Consider the following 16,574-nt stretch of genomic DNA (forward strand, 5'->3'; position numbering starts at 1 on the left):
ACACAACCACTGTCATGGTGGTGGTCTTCGGGACAGGCTCGACGTCAGGGCTGCTCGTGGTCCTTGGTCCGCAGGTCCGCGGGTGGGTACCGCCGAGCGTCCTCGATGCCGTGCTTCACGGCCAGCCGGATGATCCAGTACAACGCGAACGCAACCGCCGCACAGATCACGCCCATGAAGACGAGCACTTCACCACCCCCGACGTCGAACATGCCCGCACGTTAACCGGGGCAAGGGCCGCGATGCCCGGCTTCGGCGCACCGGATGCGGCGTGTCGCCCACGACTCGCCGTCGACGGGCCTGCTGGTCACCTGGCTCGGGCCCTCACATGGCGCGCGCCTCATGCGTCCAGCGTCTCCACGTCGACCTCGTAGGCACCCTGCACGATGAACTCCTTGCGCGGGGCCACGTCGGAGCCCATCAGCAGGTCGAAGACCTTGCTCGCCTCGTCGACGTCGTCGATGGTGAGCTTGCGGAGCGTGCGGTGGCGAGGATCCATGGTGGTCTCGGCCAGCTGGTCGGCGTCCATCTCACCCAGGCCCTTGTAGCGCTGGACCGGGTCCTTCCAGCGCACGTTCTTCCTCTTCAGCTCGGCGAGCTTGCGCTGCAGCTCGTCGTCGGAGTACGTGTAGATGTACTTGTCCATCCCCTTCTTGGGGTTGGACAGCTCGATGCGGTGCAGCGGCGGCACGGCCGAGAAGAGCCGGCCGTCGCGCACGAGCTCGGGCATGTACTTGAAGAACAGGGTCGCGAGCAGGCAGCGGATGTGGGCGCCGTCGGAGTCGGCGTCGGCCATCAGGATGATCCGGCCGTAGCGGGCCGCCTCGAGGTCGAAGGTCCGGCCCGAGCCGGCGCCGACGACCTGGATGATCGAGGCGCACTCGGCGTTCTTGAGCATGTCGCCGACGGTGGCCTTCTGGACGTTGAGGATCTTGCCGCGGATCGGCAGCAGCGCCTGGAACTCGCTGCTCCGCGCCGCCTTCGCGGTGCCCATCGCCGAGTCGCCCTCGACGATGAAGAGCTCGGTGCGCTCGGTGTCGGTGCTGCGGCAGTCGAAGAGCTTGGCCGGCAGCGCAGAGGACTCCAGCGCGTTCTTCCGCCGCTGGTTCTCCTTGTGCTGGCGGGCCGCGAGCCGGGTCTTCGACGCGCCTGCGACCTTCTCCATCAGCAGCTTGGCCTGGGCCTTCTCGGCCCGCTTGGTGGAGGTGAGGAACGCCTTGAGCTCGGCGGCCACGACCTTGCGCACGACGCTCCGCGCGGCCGGTGTGCCGAGGATCTCCTTGGTCTGGCCCTCGAACTGCGGCTCGGCGAGCCGCACGGTCACCACCGCGGTGAGACCCTCCTGCACGTCGTCCTTGATGACGTCGGTGTCGGCGGCCTTGAGCACCTTGGCGGCGCGCATGGAGTCGTTGAAGGTCTTGGTCAGCGCGGCCTCGAACCCGCTGACGTGGGTGCCGCCCTTGGGCGTCGCGATCACGTTGACGAACGAGCGCAGCTCGGTGTCGTACGCCGTGTCCCACCGCACCGCGACATCGACGGTGAGCTCGCGCTCGACCTCCTGCGGCGTCATGTGCCCCTTGTCGTCGAGCAGCGGCACCGTCTCGGTGAAGGTGTCGGTGCCCTGCAGGCGCAGGATGTCGGTCACCGGCTCGCCGTGGGAGAGGAACTCGACGAACTCCGCGATGCCGCCGTCGTGGCGGAACTTCTCCTCCACCATCTCCGAGGATCGCTGGTCGCGGATGACGAGCTCGAGGCCCGGGACGATGTACGACGTCTGCCGGGCGCGGCCGATCAGGCCCTCCATCTCGAACCGGGCGTCCTTGGTGAAGATCTGCCGGTCCGGCCAGAAGCGGACCCGGGTGCCGGTCCGGCCCTTCGCCACCCGCTTGCCCTTGCGGGTCAGGCCGGACTGCGGGGTGAACGCCGCGCCGGGCCCGTCACCGTCGAAGACGCCGGGGACACCCCGCTGGAAGGACAGGCCCTGCTGGGAGGGCGATCGGTCGACGTCGATGTCCATCCGGGCGGACAGGGCGTTGACCACGGACAGGCCGACGCCGTGCAGGCCGCCGGTGGCGACGTAGGACCCGCCGCCGAACTTGCCGCCGGCGTGCAGCTTGGTCGCGACGACCTCGACGCCCGACAGGCCGGTCTTGGGCTCCTTGTCGGTCGGGATGCCGCGACCGTCGTCGTACACCTCGACCGATCCGTCGTCGTGCAGCGTCACCTCGACGGAGTGCGCGACGCCGGCCAGGGCCTCGTCCACGCCGTTGTCGATGATCTCCCAGAGGCAGTGCATCAGGCCGCGCGTGTCGGTCGAGCCGATGTACATGCCCGGTCGCTTGCGGACCGCGTCGAGCCCCTCGAGGACGAGGAGGTGTGCGGCGTTGTACGTGTTGTCTGCCGGTGCTGCCACAAGGGAAGAACCTACCCGCGACACGCCGGGCGCCGACGGAGGCACGCCTGCCTCCCGCCACGCATGGTCCGGTCTAGCGTGGGCACCGGACAGGTATCGCTTCCGCAACGGCTCGTCCACGCTTGAGGACAACGCCAGCGGGGAACCGTGTGACGTGATTGACTTGAAGAGTTCTCGAACCTGAAACGACAGCAGGGAATCTTTGTCCCACTGGCTACGTTGGGCCAGACACCGATGAACACAGAAATGAGGCTGACGTGACCACTGCCACCGCACCCACCCAGGCCGTCCTCACGGCCGGTGACCGCTGCGACCGCTGCGGCGCCCAGGCCTACCTCCGGGTGGAGCTCCAGACCGGCGGCGAGCTGCTCTTCTGCGCGCACCACGCCCGCGAGCACGGCGAGAAGCTCCGCGAGATCGCCGCGGCCGTCCACGACGAGACCCACAAGCTGGACACCCCCTCCGCGGGCAGCGAGGCCTGAGCCACACCGACCGCACCCACCGACTTCACGAACGGCCCCGGACACGCTCTCCGGGGCCGTTCTGCGTCCTCGTCCGACCTCGCTTACGACGTCTGGGAGGCTGTGCCCCGTGAGCCCCACCGAGATCCTCATCTCCATCGCGATCGCCGTCGGCATCGCGGGCATCATCGTGCCCGTCCTGCCCGGGACGATCCTGGTGCTCGGTGCCATCTTCGTGTGGACCCTCGAGGTCGGTACGACGACGGCCTGGGCGGTGTTCGCCGTCAGCGCTCTGCTCCTCGTCGGCGGATCGGTCGTGAAGTACCTCGTGCCGGGCCGGCAGCTCAAGACCGCCGGCGTGCCCAACCGCACGCTGCTCGTCGGCGCGCTGCTCGGCTTCATCGGGTTCTTCGTGATCCCCGTCATCGGCATGTTCATCGGGTTCGTCCTCGGCGTCTACGTCGCCGAGCGGGCGCGGGTCGGCGGCGCCCTGGCCTGGCCCTCGACGAAGGGCGCGCTGCGCGCCGTGGGCGTCTCGATCCTCATCGAGCTCGTGGCGGCCTCCCTCGCGGCGATCGTGTGGGTCGCCGGCGTCGTGGCCACCTGAGGTCCCCGCCGTGGCCGTCCTGCTCTCGCTCGCGGCAGCCGTCGCCTACGGGCTCTCGGACTTCGTCGGCGGCCTCGCCGCGCGTCGTACGTCGGCGTGGCCGGTCGCCTTCGTCGGGACCAGCGTGGCCTTCGTGGGAGCGGTCGGCCTCGCCCTGCTGACCGAGGGCTCACCCACCCGCGCGGACCTCGCGTGGGGCGCCCTCGCCGGCGTCGGCAGCGGGGTGGGCGGCGCGTTCCTCTACCGGGGCCTGGCGGCCGGACGGATGGGCGTCGTCGCGCCGATCTCGGCGGTCGGTGCCGCACTCCTGCCGGTGTGCGTCGGCATCGCCACTGGCGAGCGACCCGCCCTGTTCGTGTGGGCCGGCATCGCGGCCGCCGTCCCGGGGATCTGGCTGGTGAGCCGGGAGCCCGGCGGCTCGGGCGACCTCGCGGCGGGGATCCTCGACGGTGTCCTCGCCGGCGTGGGCTTCGGGCTGCTGTTCGCCGCGATGGGGCAGGTGCCCGAGGCGGCGGGATTCGCACCGCTGGCGGTCGCCCAGGGGGTGGGCGCTGTCGCGGTCGCCCTCACCGCGGCCGTGCTGGGTGCACGCTGGGTCCCCGACCACCCCTCGCAGGCGTGGGGTGCGGTCGCGGGCGTGCTGTCCACCGCCGCAGCCGCCGCGTTCCTCCTGGCCACCCAGACCGGACTGCTGACGATCGCGTCCGTGGTGACGTCGCTCTACCCCGCCGTGACCATCGCCCTCGCGGCACTCGTGCTGCGCGAGCGCGTCCACGCCCCGCAGGCGCTGGGGCTGGCGCTCTGCGGCCTGGCGGTGGGACTGGTCGCGGCCGCATGACGGCACCCGTCGGTCAGGCGCCGAGCCCCGACGCGATCGGGAGGGTCCACCGCTGGCGCTTGGGGGCCCAGTCGACGACCGGGTGGGAGCCGTCCGCCTGGTCGACCATCTTGACCGAGACCCGCACCGACGGCGCCCGGTCGAAGCAGTCACGGCTGACGACGGCGCGGAACAGGTCCCGACCCCACTTGGGCCGGGCCGAGTAGTCGCACCGGACCCGGTCGTCGCTGCCGCGCCACCCGTCGGCCTCGGTCAGCACGTAGTCGGTGCCGTCGCCGAGGCCGCTGCTCAGGACGTACTCCGGTCCCTTGGAGTCGCGGTCGGTGTCGAAGAAGACGGAGACGCCGGCCGCGCTGGTCCGCATCAGCTCGTTGAAGCGCACCTTGACGCTCACGTTGTCGGCCCCGTGGTTGGCCTCGAGCCCGTAGATGTCGGTCAGCGATCCCTTGGCGTCGGCCGGGTCGTCGATGCGGTAGAACTCCGCGTGCGCCGGCGCCGCCGTGGCAGCGACGAGCGCCAGCGCAGGGACGGCCAGGAGCGAGATCCGAGTTCTCATGCCCTGAGTGTGTCATCGTCCGCCCACAGCGCCCCACCCACTTCGGGTGGTGTGCCGGGTGCTCGGTGGCACCATGACGCCATGACCGGGGCCGTCGGCAGGGGCGTACGCCGCTGCGGCGCGGTGCTCGCGCTGGTCGTCGGCGGCGCGGCCGCGGGCTGCAGCCCGAACGCCGAGCCGTCGTCCCCGGAGTCGTCCCGTGCCCCGGCCGGCTCGACGACCGAGACCCCGTCCCCGACCACCGAGGCGCCCGCCCCTCGTGAGCCCCGTCCGGCTCCGGTGGAGATCGCCGTCGCGGGAGACGTGCACTTCGAGGGCGCGCTGGCGCCACGCCTGCTCCGCCCGGCCTCGGCGTTGACGCCGGTCACCACCGCCCTGGCAGCCGCCGACGTGGCGATCGTCAACCTCGAGACGTCCGTCGGCTCGGGTGGGCGCCCCGAGCCGGGCAAGCGGTTCGTCTTCTCCGCCGGCACGGCTGCCTTCGAGGCGCTGGCCGCCGCGGGGATCGACGTCGCGAGCATGGCCAACAACCACGCCCTCGACCTCGGTCGGGCACGGCTCCCGTCGACCCTGCGGGCCGCGGCCGCGGCGCGGCCTGAGCTGGCCGTCGTCGGGATCGGCGCCGACCAGGACGAGGCCTTCGCCCCGGCCGTCACCGACGTGGACGGCACGCGCGTGGCGACGATCGCCGCCTCGGCCGCTGACCAGGACCCCACGGCCGACCCCACCGGCGCGTGGGCGGCAGGTCCGGGTACGCCCGGTGTCGCGGACGCCAACGATCCGAGGCGCCTGCTCCGGGAGGTACGACGTGCGGACGCCGAGGCGGACGTGGTCGTCGCCTACCTGCACTGGGGGGTCCAGGGTGAGCGCTGCCCGTCCGCCGACCAGCGCTCGCTGGCGCGCCGGCTGGTCGGAGCCGGCGCCGACCTCGTCGTGGGCAGCCACGCCCACGAGCTGCAGGGCGACGGACGCCTCGGACCGGGCTACGTCGCCTACGGGCTGGGCAACTTCGCGTGGTACTCCCCCGGTCCCACCGGCGTCCTCACGCTGACGGTCCAGCCGCCGCGGGAGCCGGCGGGGCGGGCGCGGGTCACCGCGTCCCACTGGTGGCCGGCGACGATCGGCGCGGACGGGCTTGCCACCCCGGACTCCGGAGCCGCAGCAGCGGCCTCCCGGGACCGCCGCGCGGCGCTGCGCGGGTGCGCCGGGCTGGGGTGACCGAGCCTCAACGGGGGGCCAGCCACGCGGCGACGATCCGGCCGACCCGCTCGAGCTGCGCCCGTGACACGACGGCCGGCACGTCGCCCGCCGAGTGGTAGCCGGTGTACGGCGTCGAGCCCAGGCGCGCGCCCGGCAGCCCGGCACGGACGAACGACCAGTGGTCGCTGCTGCGCTGCCCGCCCTCGGCGACGGTGGCGGCGCCCGCACGCCGGGCCGCTGCCAGCAGTGCCCGCTGCACGGGGTCGGTGTCTCCGGCGGACCCGACCGGCACCCGATCGCCCACCCCGACCCGGTCGAGGGAGACCATCCCCCGCACCGCCGCCCGCTCCCGGGGCCCGAGCCGGTCGACGTAGTGCCGTGACCCGTAGTGGTGGTCGTCGTCCGTGGGTCCGCGCGGCTCCTCGGCGCCGAACGCCACGAACACCGTCGGCAGGCGGGTGCGGCGCACCGAGGCCGCCTCGGCCACCGCGAGCATCACCCCGACTCCCGAGGCGTTGTCCTCCGCGCCGGGTGCCTGAGGCACCGTGTCGAGGTGCGCGCCGACCACCAGGTGCGGCTCGGCCGGGTCGAACCCGGGCGGCGTCGCGACCACGTTGGCCGAGCGCCCGGCCGGGACGCTCACGCCCCACGACTCGCCCGCGGGTACGTCGACGCGCTGGCGGGCGACGTCGTACCCGAGCCGGGTCAGCTCACCGGCCACCCACCGCGCGGCGCGGTCGTACGCCGGGCCGGTCGCCTCACGCGGACCGATCCTGCCGGCCAGGCGGCGCACGGCGCGGACCGCGGTCGCGGGATCGACGTCATCGGCGGCGAGCGGCTCGTCCGCCGTAGGAGACGGGGCTGCCGTTGGTGTCTCGGTCGCCTCGTCCGTCCGCCCGGTGGGCGCCGGCGTCGGCGCGCCCCCTCCCGGGTCGGGACCGTCGCCGGACGGGCCGGTGCACGCCGTCAGGAGGAGCGCAGCGACCGCACCGGCGGAGGCGGTGCGGCGCGGGGCGGGCATGCGGTCACCGTAGCCGGGCGGCGAGGTAGGCCCGGAGCATCACCTCCACCTCGGCAAGCGACGTCTCCCGGCCGGGGTCGCCCGCCGGGTGGCGGGCCAAGGTGTGGCGGACCGTCTCGATGCAGAGCTCGACCACCGCGCGCAGCTCGGCTACGGGTGTGGTCACGCCCGCGCGGCGCAGCGCTTGGCAGAACAGGCCGATCAGGTGCTCGCGCACCGAGTTGGCCGGCGAGTCCCCGCGCTCGGGCGCGAGGTCCTCGGTCAGCCGGTAGTAGCCAGGGTGGTGGGTCTGGAGCTCCGCCGCCCGCCTCACCAGCTCACCCAGCACCGTGTCGAGGTCGGCCACGGACGACACGCCGGAGACAGCCTCTGCGTAGGCCGGCGTGACCGCCTCGAGGTAGCGCTGGGCGAGTGCGTCCGCGATCGACGCCTTGTCGTGGAAGAACCGGTAGAGCGCCCCTACCGACAGCCCGGCACGGGCGGCGATGCGGGTGGTGCTCGCGCCGGACAGGCCCCGCTCGCCGATCTCCTCGTCGGCGGCGACCAGGATCCTGTCCACGGTCTCCTGAGACCGCAGCTGCTGCGGGGTCACCCTCACTGGACGAGCACGACTCCCGATGCATTGCGCACACAGCTGACGCTGGCACGCGGCCCGGTCCAGGCGCCGCTCAGGCACTGGCCCAGCACCTGCTGCCCGGCAGCGTTGGGGTGCCACGACTCCTGGCAGGTCTGGTAGTAGTCCGAGCAGGTGTCGGTGACGCGCTTGATGTCGAACTTGTCGAAGGGCGTGAAGCTCTGGACGTGGACCCCGCTCGGTCCATCCATCACCCGCAGCGGGGTCGCCAGTGCGTTGCCCGGGCTGCCCGGCTTCTCGCACAGTCGCGCCCCGTCGAAGGCCCGCTGCACGTTGAGGTAGGTGATGCTGGCGCCTGGTCGCTCGGCCTGGAGGGTGGACGCGACCCCCGACACGATGCTGCCGAGGTTCTGGCTGAACCGGTGCGCCGGTGCCAGCGAGTCGATGTCGGCGGGGCAGCCAGCGGCGTACCTCTCGTCGACGAGCGCGCGGTACTTGTCGCGGGTGTCGCTGCGGCCGTCCTCGGTGCGGTACTGCTCGGCATAGACCGGTGGCAGCGGGTTGGTGTAGTCCTGCAGCACCACCTGGTGCTGGCCGTCGGCGTCGATCTCGTCCAGCACGTCGAGCACCTGGCGCACGGCAGCCGTGGTCTCGGCGCGAGCCGCGGAGACCTCGGCCGCGGTGGCGAAGTCGGCGTCGGAGCACGCGCGCTCGTTGAGCTCGGCCCCGGTCACCCAGTTGACGAAGTGGATCCAGACCTCCCACCAGCCGGTGTAGCCGTCGGCGACGAACCGACCGGCGCACTCGGCGGCGACCCCGCCGAAGGTGAACTGGCTGTTGTTCGAGCCGAGGCCGAGCAGGACCAGGTCGATGTCGCCGGTCCGCGCGACGGCCCGGAGCTGCTCGATCTGGGCGGCGACCGTACGCCCCGCCGGCCGGGCACTGGAGGGCGAGGCCATGTCAGCCGGCTGCGCGCCCGAGCAGGCCAGGTTGAACCGCTGCGAGATCCCCGGCAGGGCAGCCACCTGGATGGAGGCGTTGGCCGAGCGGTGGCAGAAGTAGGGGTTGCTGTTGGCCGCCGACCACCCGGGGAAGCCCTGGGCGACACCTGCTTGATCCGTGACGGCCTGATAGCTCCCTCCGCCCTCGCCGCTGATGAAGCTGTCGCCCATCGCCACGGCAGTCGGCGGGAGCGGGTCGGCCTGAGCCGGTGGCGCGAGTGCAGCCAGGGCCGTGGCCGCGAGGAGCAGGGCGCCGGCGAGTGCCGACGTACGCAGGGGTCGTCCGAGCATGGGTGCCTCCCGAGAAGGAAACGCGAAAGAGAATTCGCGTTTCGATCCTGCTCGCAGTCTCCGACCGCGTCAAGGCTCGCGCCGAGGTGGCCGAAATGACGAGCAGCGCCGCCCCGGAGGGCGACGCTGCTCGTGACGCGTGGAGAGGGTCGTGCTCAGTCGAGGTAGTCGCGGAGGACCTGCGACCGGCTCGGGTGGCGCAGCTTCGACATGGTCTTCGACTCGATCTGACGGATCCGCTCGCGGGTCACGCCGTAGACCTTGCCGATCTCGTCGAGGGTCTTCGGCTGGCCGTCGGTGAGCCCGAAGCGCATCGAGACCACGCCGGCCTCACGCTCGGACAGCGTGTCGAGGACCGCGTGCAGCTGCTCCTGGAGCAGGGTGAACGAGACCGCGTCGGCCGGGACGATGGCCTCGGAGTCCTCGATCAGGTCACCGAACTCCGAGTCGCCGTCCTCGCCGAGGGGCGTGTGGAGCGAGATGGGCTCGCGGCCGTACTTCTGGACCTCGATGACCTTCTCGGGGGTCATGTCGAGCTCCTTGGCCAGCTCCTCCGGCGTGGGCTCGCGGCCCAGGTCCTGGAGCATCTGGCGCTGGACGCGCGCGAGCTTGTTGATGACCTCGACCATGTGCACCGGGATGCGGATGGTGCGGGCCTGGTCGGCCATCGCCCGGGTGATCGCCTGGCGGATCCACCACGTGGCGTAGGTCGAGAACTTGTAGCCCTTGGTGTAGTCGAACTTCTCGACCGCACGGATCAGGCCGAGGTTGCCCTCCTGGATCAGGTCGAGGAAGAGCATGCCGCGACCGGTGTAGCGCTTGGCCAGCGAGACGACGAGTCGCAGGTTGGCCTCGAGCAGGTGGTTCTTCGCCCGCCGACCGTCCTCGGCGATCCACTCGTACTCCTCGAGCATCTTCGGGCTGATCCGGCCACCCTTGGCGAGCTTCTCCTCGGAGAAGAGGCCGGCCTCGATGCGCTTGGCGAGCTCGACCTCCATCTCGGCGTTGAGGAGGGGGACCTTGCCGATCTGCTTGAGGTAGTCCTTGACCGGGTCGGCGGTGGCACCGGCCACCATGACCTGCTGCTCGGGCTCGTCGGTCTCGTCGGCCGCGGAGACGGTGAAGGCCTGCTTCTCGTCCTCCTTGATCGTCGGGTCCTTGGCCACGTCCTTCTCGAACTCGGCGTCGGGGATGTCCGGGAGGACCTTCTTGCCGTCGGGACCCACGACGGGCGCCTCGACGGTGCCGAGGTCGACGACCTCGTCGGCCGCGGCCTTCTTGGCCGCCGTCTTCTTCGCCGGCGTTGCAGTCTTGGCGGCCGGCTTGGCGGCGGGCTGGGCCTCGGCGGAAGCGGCTGCCTTCTTGGCGGGGGCCTTCTTGGCCGGCGCCTTCTTGGCGGCGGACGAGGTCGCGGTCCGCTTGCTGGTCGCGGCGACCGCACGCATGCCCGAAGCATCGATCTGGACCGAGATCCCGAGGCCGCTGAGGTGCACCAGCAGGGCCTTCAGGTGCCGGGGCTCGACCCCGGCCTCGTCACTGGCGCGCCGTACGTCCTCGGGGGACACGGTGCCGGTGGGAACAGCACCGGCAACCAGGGCAGCGATGGAGGGGTGCGTGAGCACCTCTGAAGGAAGCAACTTGCGTGCGTGTGAGGACACGAACACCTCTCGTCGAGCAACTTCGGGGCGCGGCGAGGCCCGGTGACGTCAAGAGCCGCGTCGTCATTCTGCCACGGCCCTCCAGACGGCCCGACATCCGGCCGCCGACCGCGCGTGTCACACGCCGCTCCAGGGCGCCGTCGACACGTCGTTCAGCTCGTGGCCTTCGCGGCAGCCTTCTTCGCCTTCTTGAAGTCGCGCACCTTCTGCAGCGACTCCGCGTCCACCACGTCGGCGACCGAGCGGTGTCCCTCCAGCGCGTAGTCGCCGACCACGGCCTCCCAGCCGTCGGGTCGTACGCCGAGCTGCTTGGCGAGGAGTGCGACGAAGATCTGCGCCTTCTGCTTGCCGAAGCCCGGGAGCGCCATCACGCGCTTGAGCAGGTCCTTGCCGTCGGCCGCCTCGGTCCACAACCGGGAGGCGTCACCGCCGTAGGTCTCCTCGACGATGCGCGCCAGCTCCTGCAGGCGGGCCGCCATCGAGCCGGGGAACCGGTGGATGGCCGGCGGGGTGGACGCCATCGCCGCGAACTCCTCGGGGTCGGCCGCAGCGATCGCGTCGGGCTCGACCGTGCCGAAGCGGTCCAGGACCTTTGCCGGACCGCGGAAGGCGTGCTCCATGGGGTACTGCTGGTCGAGCATCATGCCCACGAGCAGCGCGAACGCGGAGTCGTCGAGAACCTTGTCGGCGGCGGGGTCGCCGGTGATCTGGAAGCCCATGGGGCCATCCTGCCCGACGTACGCCCGCCGCGGGCCGCTTGCTCCGCCGGACGTCTGGGCGCGGGCGGGGCGCGACTACTGGGCCTTGACCGCCAGGACCGGGCAGGGAGCGTCGAGGAGCACGCGCTGGGCGTTGCTGCCGAGGATGAGCTTGCCGACGGGCGAGCGGCGGCGCAGGCCGATGACCAGCAGCTCGGCACCGTTGGCCTCGGCGATGCTGATGAGGTCCTCGGCAGGCTCGAAGCCGCGGACGAGCTGGCGGACGTCGTGCTCGACGCCGGCCTCCTCGAGCCGCTTCTGGATCCCGTTCATCTCGTCCTCGGCGGCCCGGGCGGCGGATCCGTCGTACTCCTGCCCACCCCGGTGGGAGTTCACCACGACCAGCTTGCTCCCGCGCAGCTTGGCCTCGTTGATACCGGCAGCAAGGGCGGCCTCACCCTCCGGCTTGGGGACGTATCCGACGACGACGGTGCCCATGGTGTCTCCTCTCGGGGCCGCGACGCCTGCCGCTGGCCTGCTGGCACCGTAACGGAAACGGTTGGCCTTCGGCAGCCTGTGGAGGGGTGGGTCTGACGCTCGGCACTGAGGCAGTCTTGACCGGTGGCCCCACCGCTCGCGCAGCAGCCGGCGCTCCAGGCACCCGTCGACCGGCACACGCACGCCGTCCTACGGGCGGCCACCCTCGCGCTGGTCGAGGACGAGGAGCGTCGCCTCTTCCCGGTGACCCTCCACGCGGGGGTGCCGGGGCGGTGTGCGCGACACGTCGAGGACCCGCCCCTGCCCGACGCCGGCCTGCGCGCCGACGTCGTCCTCGCACTCCTGCGCACCGCGGCCTCGCTCACCCCGCGCCCGGCACTGTGGCTGACCCGGCCCGGCGAGCTCAGCCCGCACGACGACGACCTGCGCTGGCTCGGCCCGGCTGCCTGGGCCGCCCAGGCGCTGGGGATGCCGGTCGGGCTGGTCGTCGTGACCCGCCGGGGGTGGTTCGACCCCGTCAGCGACGTACGCCGGGAGTGGCGTCGGCTGCGACCACGCCCGCTGTCAGCCCGCCGCTGACCTGAGGGGCGGTGCGCCAGCCACATTCCGAACCGGCGGCATGTGGGTCAGCCACCGCCCGCTCGCGCGCCGCAGCGAGACGCGCGCATCAGCGGTGGCCCACCCACATCGAGGGCGCCTCGGATGTGGGTAGGGCACCGCTCGGTGCCCGGCGGGAGAAGACCCGGACCGGCGCGTCAGTCCCAGGTGTGGACGGGCTCGTTGCTGTGCATGCGCTCGGTGTAGTCGAGCAGCGTCGCCCGGAGGGCGTCGTAGCGGTCCACTCCCCCGCGCTCGCGGACGCGGTCGACGAACCACCCGGCGCCGCTGGCCTCGGTCTGGCAGCGCTGCTCGATGATGCCGAGGTAGCGGTCGCTCTCCTCCGAGGGGACGCCCCACGAGTCGAGCCCGGCGCGCGCCATGGGGAGCAGGCGCCGCAGCACCAGCTCGGTGGCGCGGACCTGGCCGAGGCCCGGCCAGTAGACCTGGGCGTCGACGCCCATCTGGGCGGCGACGTGGAAGTTCTCCTCGGCGGCGGAGAACGACATCTGCGACCAGAGCGGGCGCTCGCTCTCCACGAGGTAGCGGACCAGGCCGAACCAGAGCGCCGCATTGGCGATGGTGTCGGCGATGGTCGGACCAGCGGCCAGCAGGCGGTTCTCCACGCGCAGGTGCGGGACGCCGTCCGCGATGTCGTAGACCGGACGGTTCCAGCGGTAGATCGTGCCGTTGTGGAGCTTGAGCTCGTGGAGGGCCGGGGTCCCGCCGGACTCGAGCACCTCCAGCGGGTCCTCCTCGTCGGTCACGGGCAGCAGCGCCGGGAAGTAGCGGACGTTCTCCTCGAAGAGGTCGAACACCGAGGTGATCCACCGCTCGCCGAACCACACGCGTGGCCGGACGCCCTGGGCCTTGAGCTCCTCGCTGCGGGTGTCGGTCGCCTGCTCGAACAGCGGGATCCTGGTCTCGCGCCACAGCTCCTTGCCGAGCAGGTAGGGCGAGTTCGCCGACACCGCCAGCTGCACGCCGGCGATTGCCTGGGCGGCGTTCCAGTGGGCCGCGAACTGGTCAGGCGAGGTCTGCACGTGGAACTGCGTGCTGGTGCAGGCGGCCTCCGGGACGATCGAGTCCGACGTCGTGGTGAGCCGCTCCTTGCCGGAGATGCTGATGGTGATGTCCTCCCCGCGCGCGGCGAGGATCTGCTCGGACAACAGCTTGTAGCGCGGGTTGGAGCTGAGGGAGGAGACGTTCATGTGCCCCTCGGCCAACGTCGGGAGGATCCCGATCATCACCTGGTGGGCGCCGACCTTGGAGCCCTTCTCCTCGGCGTCGTTGAGCGAGCGGCGCAGGCTGTCCTCGAACTTCGACAGGCCGCCCTCGCGGAGCTTGGCCGGCGCCACGTTGATCTCGATGTTGAACTGGCCGAGCTCGGTCTGGAAGTCCGGGTCGGCGATGGCCTCGAGTACCTCGGCGTTCTTCAGGGCCGGGTCGCCCGCGTCGTCGATGAGGTTGAGCTCCATCTCCAGACCCGTCATCGGGTCGTCGGTCTCGAAGGCCGCCTCACGCAGCATGCGCGCGAACACGTCGAGGTTGCGCCGCACCTTCTCGCGGTGGCGCGTCCGGTCGGCCCGGCTGAACTCCTGCTGATCGACCTCTTCGCCCATGACGGCACCCTAGTCACGCGCCCCCCTGCCGGAAACCGTCCACAGGGCTGGTCTCACGCAGCCGGGTCTCCGCTCGCCCCGACCTCGGGCTGCAGCGTGGCCCACGTGTCGGGCGGGGTCGCCGACTCGAGCAGCTGCGCGACGAGGCCCGCCAGCGAGTGGGCGGGCTCGCTCTCGCGGCACCGGTCGACGGCGCACCACGACAGCGCACCGTCACCGGCGAGCCACGCCGCGAAGGCCAGCACGGCGGCCGGACCGGCCACGTGGGTGGCCGGAAGGCGGCGCACCGCGTCGGCCCAGAGCTCGACGGCCTGCCGCGCGTCGGCCCGCCCGAGCCACGCCCATGCCTCGTCGCGCCGCTCCCCCGTGCGGACGCTGGCCACGACGGACGCCAGCTCGGACGCGGTGAAGGTGGTGCCGGCGCAGACGTGTCGGCGGACCAGTGCCGTGAGGCCGCCGGGTGGGAGAGGCGTCGCGTCAACGAGGTGGGGCAGGCTGCGCGCGACCGCCGCGGCGTCCGGCGCGACGGTCTCCCGCAACGCCTCCCGGCTGGCGTGGGTGACCCTCCCCTCGAAGACGGCCTGCGCGGTGAACGGGTGGTCGGCGCGGGTGAACGGGACGCCGCGGTAGGCGGCCAGGGGCGCCCCCGGCAGCACGGCGTACCAGTGGTCGTCGTGGACGCGCAGCACCTCGCGGACGCCGATGCCCGCGGCGGTGAACTCCTCGTGGACCGACCAGGCCGCCTCGTCGGCGACCGTCGTCTCGTCGTCGTAGACCACCACGACCACGTCGCGCACGCCGTTGCGCCGCGCGGGCCGGAGCAGCGCCTCGACCACGTCGTCGACGTCGTCCGGGTCGTGGGGCAGGTCGACGCGGGCGTGCATGCCGCCCCCGAGGGCGCCGACGCTCACCACGACGACGGACCGCTGGGGCACGAAGCCCATGGCGAGCGGCACGAAGGCGGCAATGTCGCCCGGGGTGCGGACCCTCATCGTGGTGGGCTGCGTGACGGACGGGGGGACGGGGGCGAGGTCGTGGGGTTCCATGCCGGTGACGTTGCCCGGCAGCACCGACCCCCCACGCGCCACGGTCGCACCGCCTGTGGACGGGCGGGGATCCGGCGCACCTGTGGACGGTTCGTGGCGCGCTACCGGCCCCCGGGGGTGCCGCCGGCCGGTGGGAGGATGCGGGAGGATGGTCGCGTGACGATGCTGTCCTCCCCCGGCCTCACCGGCTGATGCGCAGCACCGCGTCGATCCTGCACCTGGACCTGGACGCCTTCTTCGCCGCCGTCGAGCAACGCGACAAGCCGTCGCTGCGCGGCAAGCCCGTCATCGTCGGCGGCACCGGTGGTCGGGGCGTGGTGTCCACCGCGTCGTACGAGGCCCGCGAGTTCGGCGTCGGGTCGGCGATGTCGGGCCGCGAGGCGAGGGCCCGCTGTCCGCACGCGGCGTTCCTCAGCGGCCGGTTCCACGCCTACCGCGAGACGAGCAAGAAGGTGATGCAGGTCCTGCGCGAGCTGTCGCCGCTGGTCGAGCCGCTCTCGCTCGACGAGGCGTTCGTGGACCTCGCCGCCGCCGATCTTCCCAACCTCGAGGTGGAGACCGTGACCGCGGCGGGAGCCGAGCTCCGGCGCCGCGTGCAGGAGGTGACCGGCGGGCTGACCGCGACCGTCGGCATCGCGTCGTCGAAGTTCCTCGCCAAGGTCGCGAGCGAGCTGGACAAGCCGGACGGGATGACCGTCGTCGCTCCCGGCACCGAGCTCGACCTGCTCCGGCCGATGAAGGTCAAGGTCATCCCGGGCGTGGGCCCGGCCACCGCCGAGCGGCTCCGGCGGGCAGGCATCCACACCGTCGCCGACCTCGAGGCCGTCGCCGAGGGCGAGCTGGTGCGGCTGCTCGGCCAGGCCCAGGGCCACGGGCTCTGGCAGCTGGCCCGGGCGCAGGACTCCCGACCGGTGGTCTCCGAGCGGGAGGCCAAGTCGATCAGCGTCGAGGGCACCTACGACTCCGACCTCACCGACCGCAAGCTGATGGAGGGGCTGCTGAGCCGGCAGGCCCGCGAGGTGGGCACCCGGATGCGGAAGAACGGCATCTCCGGGCGAACGGTCACCATCAAGGTCCGCCTCTACGACTTCACCACCCTCAACAGGTCGAGCACGCTCACCAGTCCCACCGACGACGGAGCGACCATCGCCCGCATCGCGCGCTCCCTGCTCGCCGACCTCGACACCACCGGCGGCGTACGCCTCCTCGGTGTCGGCGTCTCCGGCCTCGCCGACTGGGTGCAGGAGGACCTCTTCGGCGAGACGGCCGAGGATGAGGAGGTCGAGGTGGTGCTCCCCGAGCCGCCGCGCCGCACGTGGCCGCCGGGCGCGGACGTCGTGCACGACGAGATGGGCGCAGGCTGGGTGTGGGGCTCAGGCTCGGGGGTGGTGACGGTGCGGTTCGAGACCGCCGGCACCCCGCCGGGACCGGTGCGCAGCTTCCGGGCCGACGACCCGGCCCTGCACCGCTGGGAACCCCCGGCCGAGGAGTGA

The 16,574-nt window shown here is 72.3% G+C and carries 17 protein-coding genes; 6 read left to right on the forward strand and 11 right to left on the reverse strand.

Annotated features, from left to right (window positions below; translation table 11 throughout):
• Positions 1-44: 44 nt before the first annotated feature.
• The gene (locus ACXJKB_RS14120; RefSeq protein WP_457189368.1) at positions 45-212 is read right to left on the reverse strand and encodes a hypothetical protein; all 168 of its coding nucleotides are present in this window, start codon (positions 210-212) and stop codon (positions 45-47) included.
• Between the two features lie 128 nt (positions 213-340).
• Positions 341-2,413: a DNA gyrase/topoisomerase IV subunit B gene (locus ACXJKB_RS14125; protein ID WP_457189370.1), complete on the reverse strand. Its 2,073-nt coding sequence runs from the start codon at positions 2,411-2,413 to the stop codon at positions 341-343.
• A 257-nt stretch (positions 2,414-2,670) separates the two neighbouring features.
• On the opposite strand from ACXJKB_RS14125, the gene ACXJKB_RS14130 reads away from it, so the two are divergent.
• The 3 genes from ACXJKB_RS14130 to ACXJKB_RS14140 all read left to right on the forward strand — a co-directional run bounded on the left by ACXJKB_RS14130 (position 2,671) and on the right by ACXJKB_RS14140 (position 4,319).
• Positions 2,671-2,895, forward strand: coding sequence for a DUF7455 domain-containing protein (locus ACXJKB_RS14130; protein WP_457189372.1), 225 nt, complete (start codon positions 2,671-2,673; stop codon positions 2,893-2,895).
• 109 nt (positions 2,896-3,004) lie between these two features.
• Complete coding sequence (locus tag ACXJKB_RS14135; protein WP_191195748.1) at positions 3,005-3,481, forward strand: DUF456 domain-containing protein; 477 nt, start codon at positions 3,005-3,007, stop codon at positions 3,479-3,481.
• A 10-nt stretch (positions 3,482-3,491) separates the two neighbouring features.
• Positions 3,492-4,319, forward strand: a complete 828-nt coding sequence (locus ACXJKB_RS14140) for an EamA family transporter (RefSeq protein ID WP_457189374.1) — start codon at positions 3,492-3,494, stop codon at positions 4,317-4,319.
• A 13-nt stretch (positions 4,320-4,332) separates the two neighbouring features.
• Here the strand turns inward: ACXJKB_RS14140 and ACXJKB_RS14145 are convergent, their stop codons facing one another.
• Complete coding sequence (locus ACXJKB_RS14145; RefSeq protein WP_457189376.1) at positions 4,333-4,875, reverse strand: hypothetical protein; 543 nt, start codon at positions 4,873-4,875, stop codon at positions 4,333-4,335.
• Between the two features lie 81 nt (positions 4,876-4,956).
• Between ACXJKB_RS14145 and ACXJKB_RS14150 the strand changes: the two genes are divergently transcribed.
• Positions 4,957-6,093: a CapA family protein gene (locus tag ACXJKB_RS14150; RefSeq protein ID WP_457189378.1), complete on the forward strand. Its 1,137-nt coding sequence runs from the start codon at positions 4,957-4,959 to the stop codon at positions 6,091-6,093.
• A 7-nt stretch (positions 6,094-6,100) separates the two neighbouring features.
• On the opposite strand, the gene ACXJKB_RS14155 is transcribed toward ACXJKB_RS14150, so the two are convergent.
• The 6 genes from ACXJKB_RS14155 to ACXJKB_RS14180 form a co-directional block, all read right to left on the reverse strand.
• Positions 6,101-7,096, reverse strand: a complete 996-nt coding sequence (locus tag ACXJKB_RS14155) for a M28 family metallopeptidase (RefSeq protein WP_457189380.1) — start codon at positions 7,094-7,096, stop codon at positions 6,101-6,103.
• A 4-nt stretch (positions 7,097-7,100) separates the two neighbouring features.
• On the reverse strand, positions 7,101-7,655 hold the full coding sequence (locus ACXJKB_RS14160) for a TetR/AcrR family transcriptional regulator (RefSeq protein ID WP_457189382.1): 555 nt from the start codon (positions 7,653-7,655) through the stop codon (positions 7,101-7,103).
• A gap of 35 nt (positions 7,656-7,690) precedes the next feature.
• Positions 7,691-8,962 (reverse strand): hypothetical protein, encoded by a 1,272-nt coding sequence (locus tag ACXJKB_RS14165; protein WP_457189384.1) that lies wholly within the window; start codon positions 8,960-8,962, stop codon positions 7,691-7,693.
• 155 nt (positions 8,963-9,117) lie between these two features.
• Positions 9,118-10,626 carry an RNA polymerase sigma factor gene (locus ACXJKB_RS14170; protein WP_457189386.1) on the reverse strand — a complete coding sequence of 503 codons (1,509 nt, stop codon included), beginning with the start codon at positions 10,624-10,626 and terminating at the stop codon, positions 9,118-9,120.
• A 146-nt stretch (positions 10,627-10,772) separates the two neighbouring features.
• Complete coding sequence (locus ACXJKB_RS14175) at positions 10,773-11,339, reverse strand: HhH-GPD-type base excision DNA repair protein (protein WP_457189388.1); 567 nt, start codon at positions 11,337-11,339, stop codon at positions 10,773-10,775.
• 75 nt (positions 11,340-11,414) lie between these two features.
• On the reverse strand, positions 11,415-11,816 hold the full coding sequence (locus tag ACXJKB_RS14180; RefSeq protein WP_300053002.1) for a universal stress protein: 402 nt from the start codon (positions 11,814-11,816) through the stop codon (positions 11,415-11,417).
• A gap of 123 nt (positions 11,817-11,939) precedes the next feature.
• On the opposite strand from ACXJKB_RS14180, the gene ACXJKB_RS14185 reads away from it, so the two are divergent.
• Positions 11,940-12,395, forward strand: a complete 456-nt coding sequence (locus ACXJKB_RS14185) for a hypothetical protein (RefSeq protein ID WP_457189390.1) — start codon at positions 11,940-11,942, stop codon at positions 12,393-12,395.
• A 176-nt stretch (positions 12,396-12,571) separates the two neighbouring features.
• Here the strand turns inward: ACXJKB_RS14185 and ACXJKB_RS14190 are convergent, their stop codons facing one another.
• Both ACXJKB_RS14190 and ACXJKB_RS14195 read right to left on the reverse strand, forming a co-directional pair.
• Positions 12,572-14,035, reverse strand: a complete 1,464-nt coding sequence (locus ACXJKB_RS14190) for a glutamate-cysteine ligase family protein (protein WP_457189392.1) — start codon at positions 14,033-14,035, stop codon at positions 12,572-12,574.
• A 53-nt stretch (positions 14,036-14,088) separates the two neighbouring features.
• On the reverse strand, positions 14,089-15,081 hold the full coding sequence (locus ACXJKB_RS14195; protein ID WP_457189394.1) for a DUF4192 domain-containing protein: 993 nt from the start codon (positions 15,079-15,081) through the stop codon (positions 14,089-14,091).
• A 191-nt stretch (positions 15,082-15,272) separates the two neighbouring features.
• Between ACXJKB_RS14195 and ACXJKB_RS14200 the strand changes: the two genes are divergently transcribed.
• The gene (locus tag ACXJKB_RS14200; protein ID WP_457189396.1) at positions 15,273-16,574 is read left to right on the forward strand and encodes a DNA polymerase IV; all 1,302 of its coding nucleotides are present in this window, start codon (positions 15,273-15,275) and stop codon (positions 16,572-16,574) included.

It is taken from the genome of Nocardioides sp. P5_E3, from assembly GCF_054049275.1.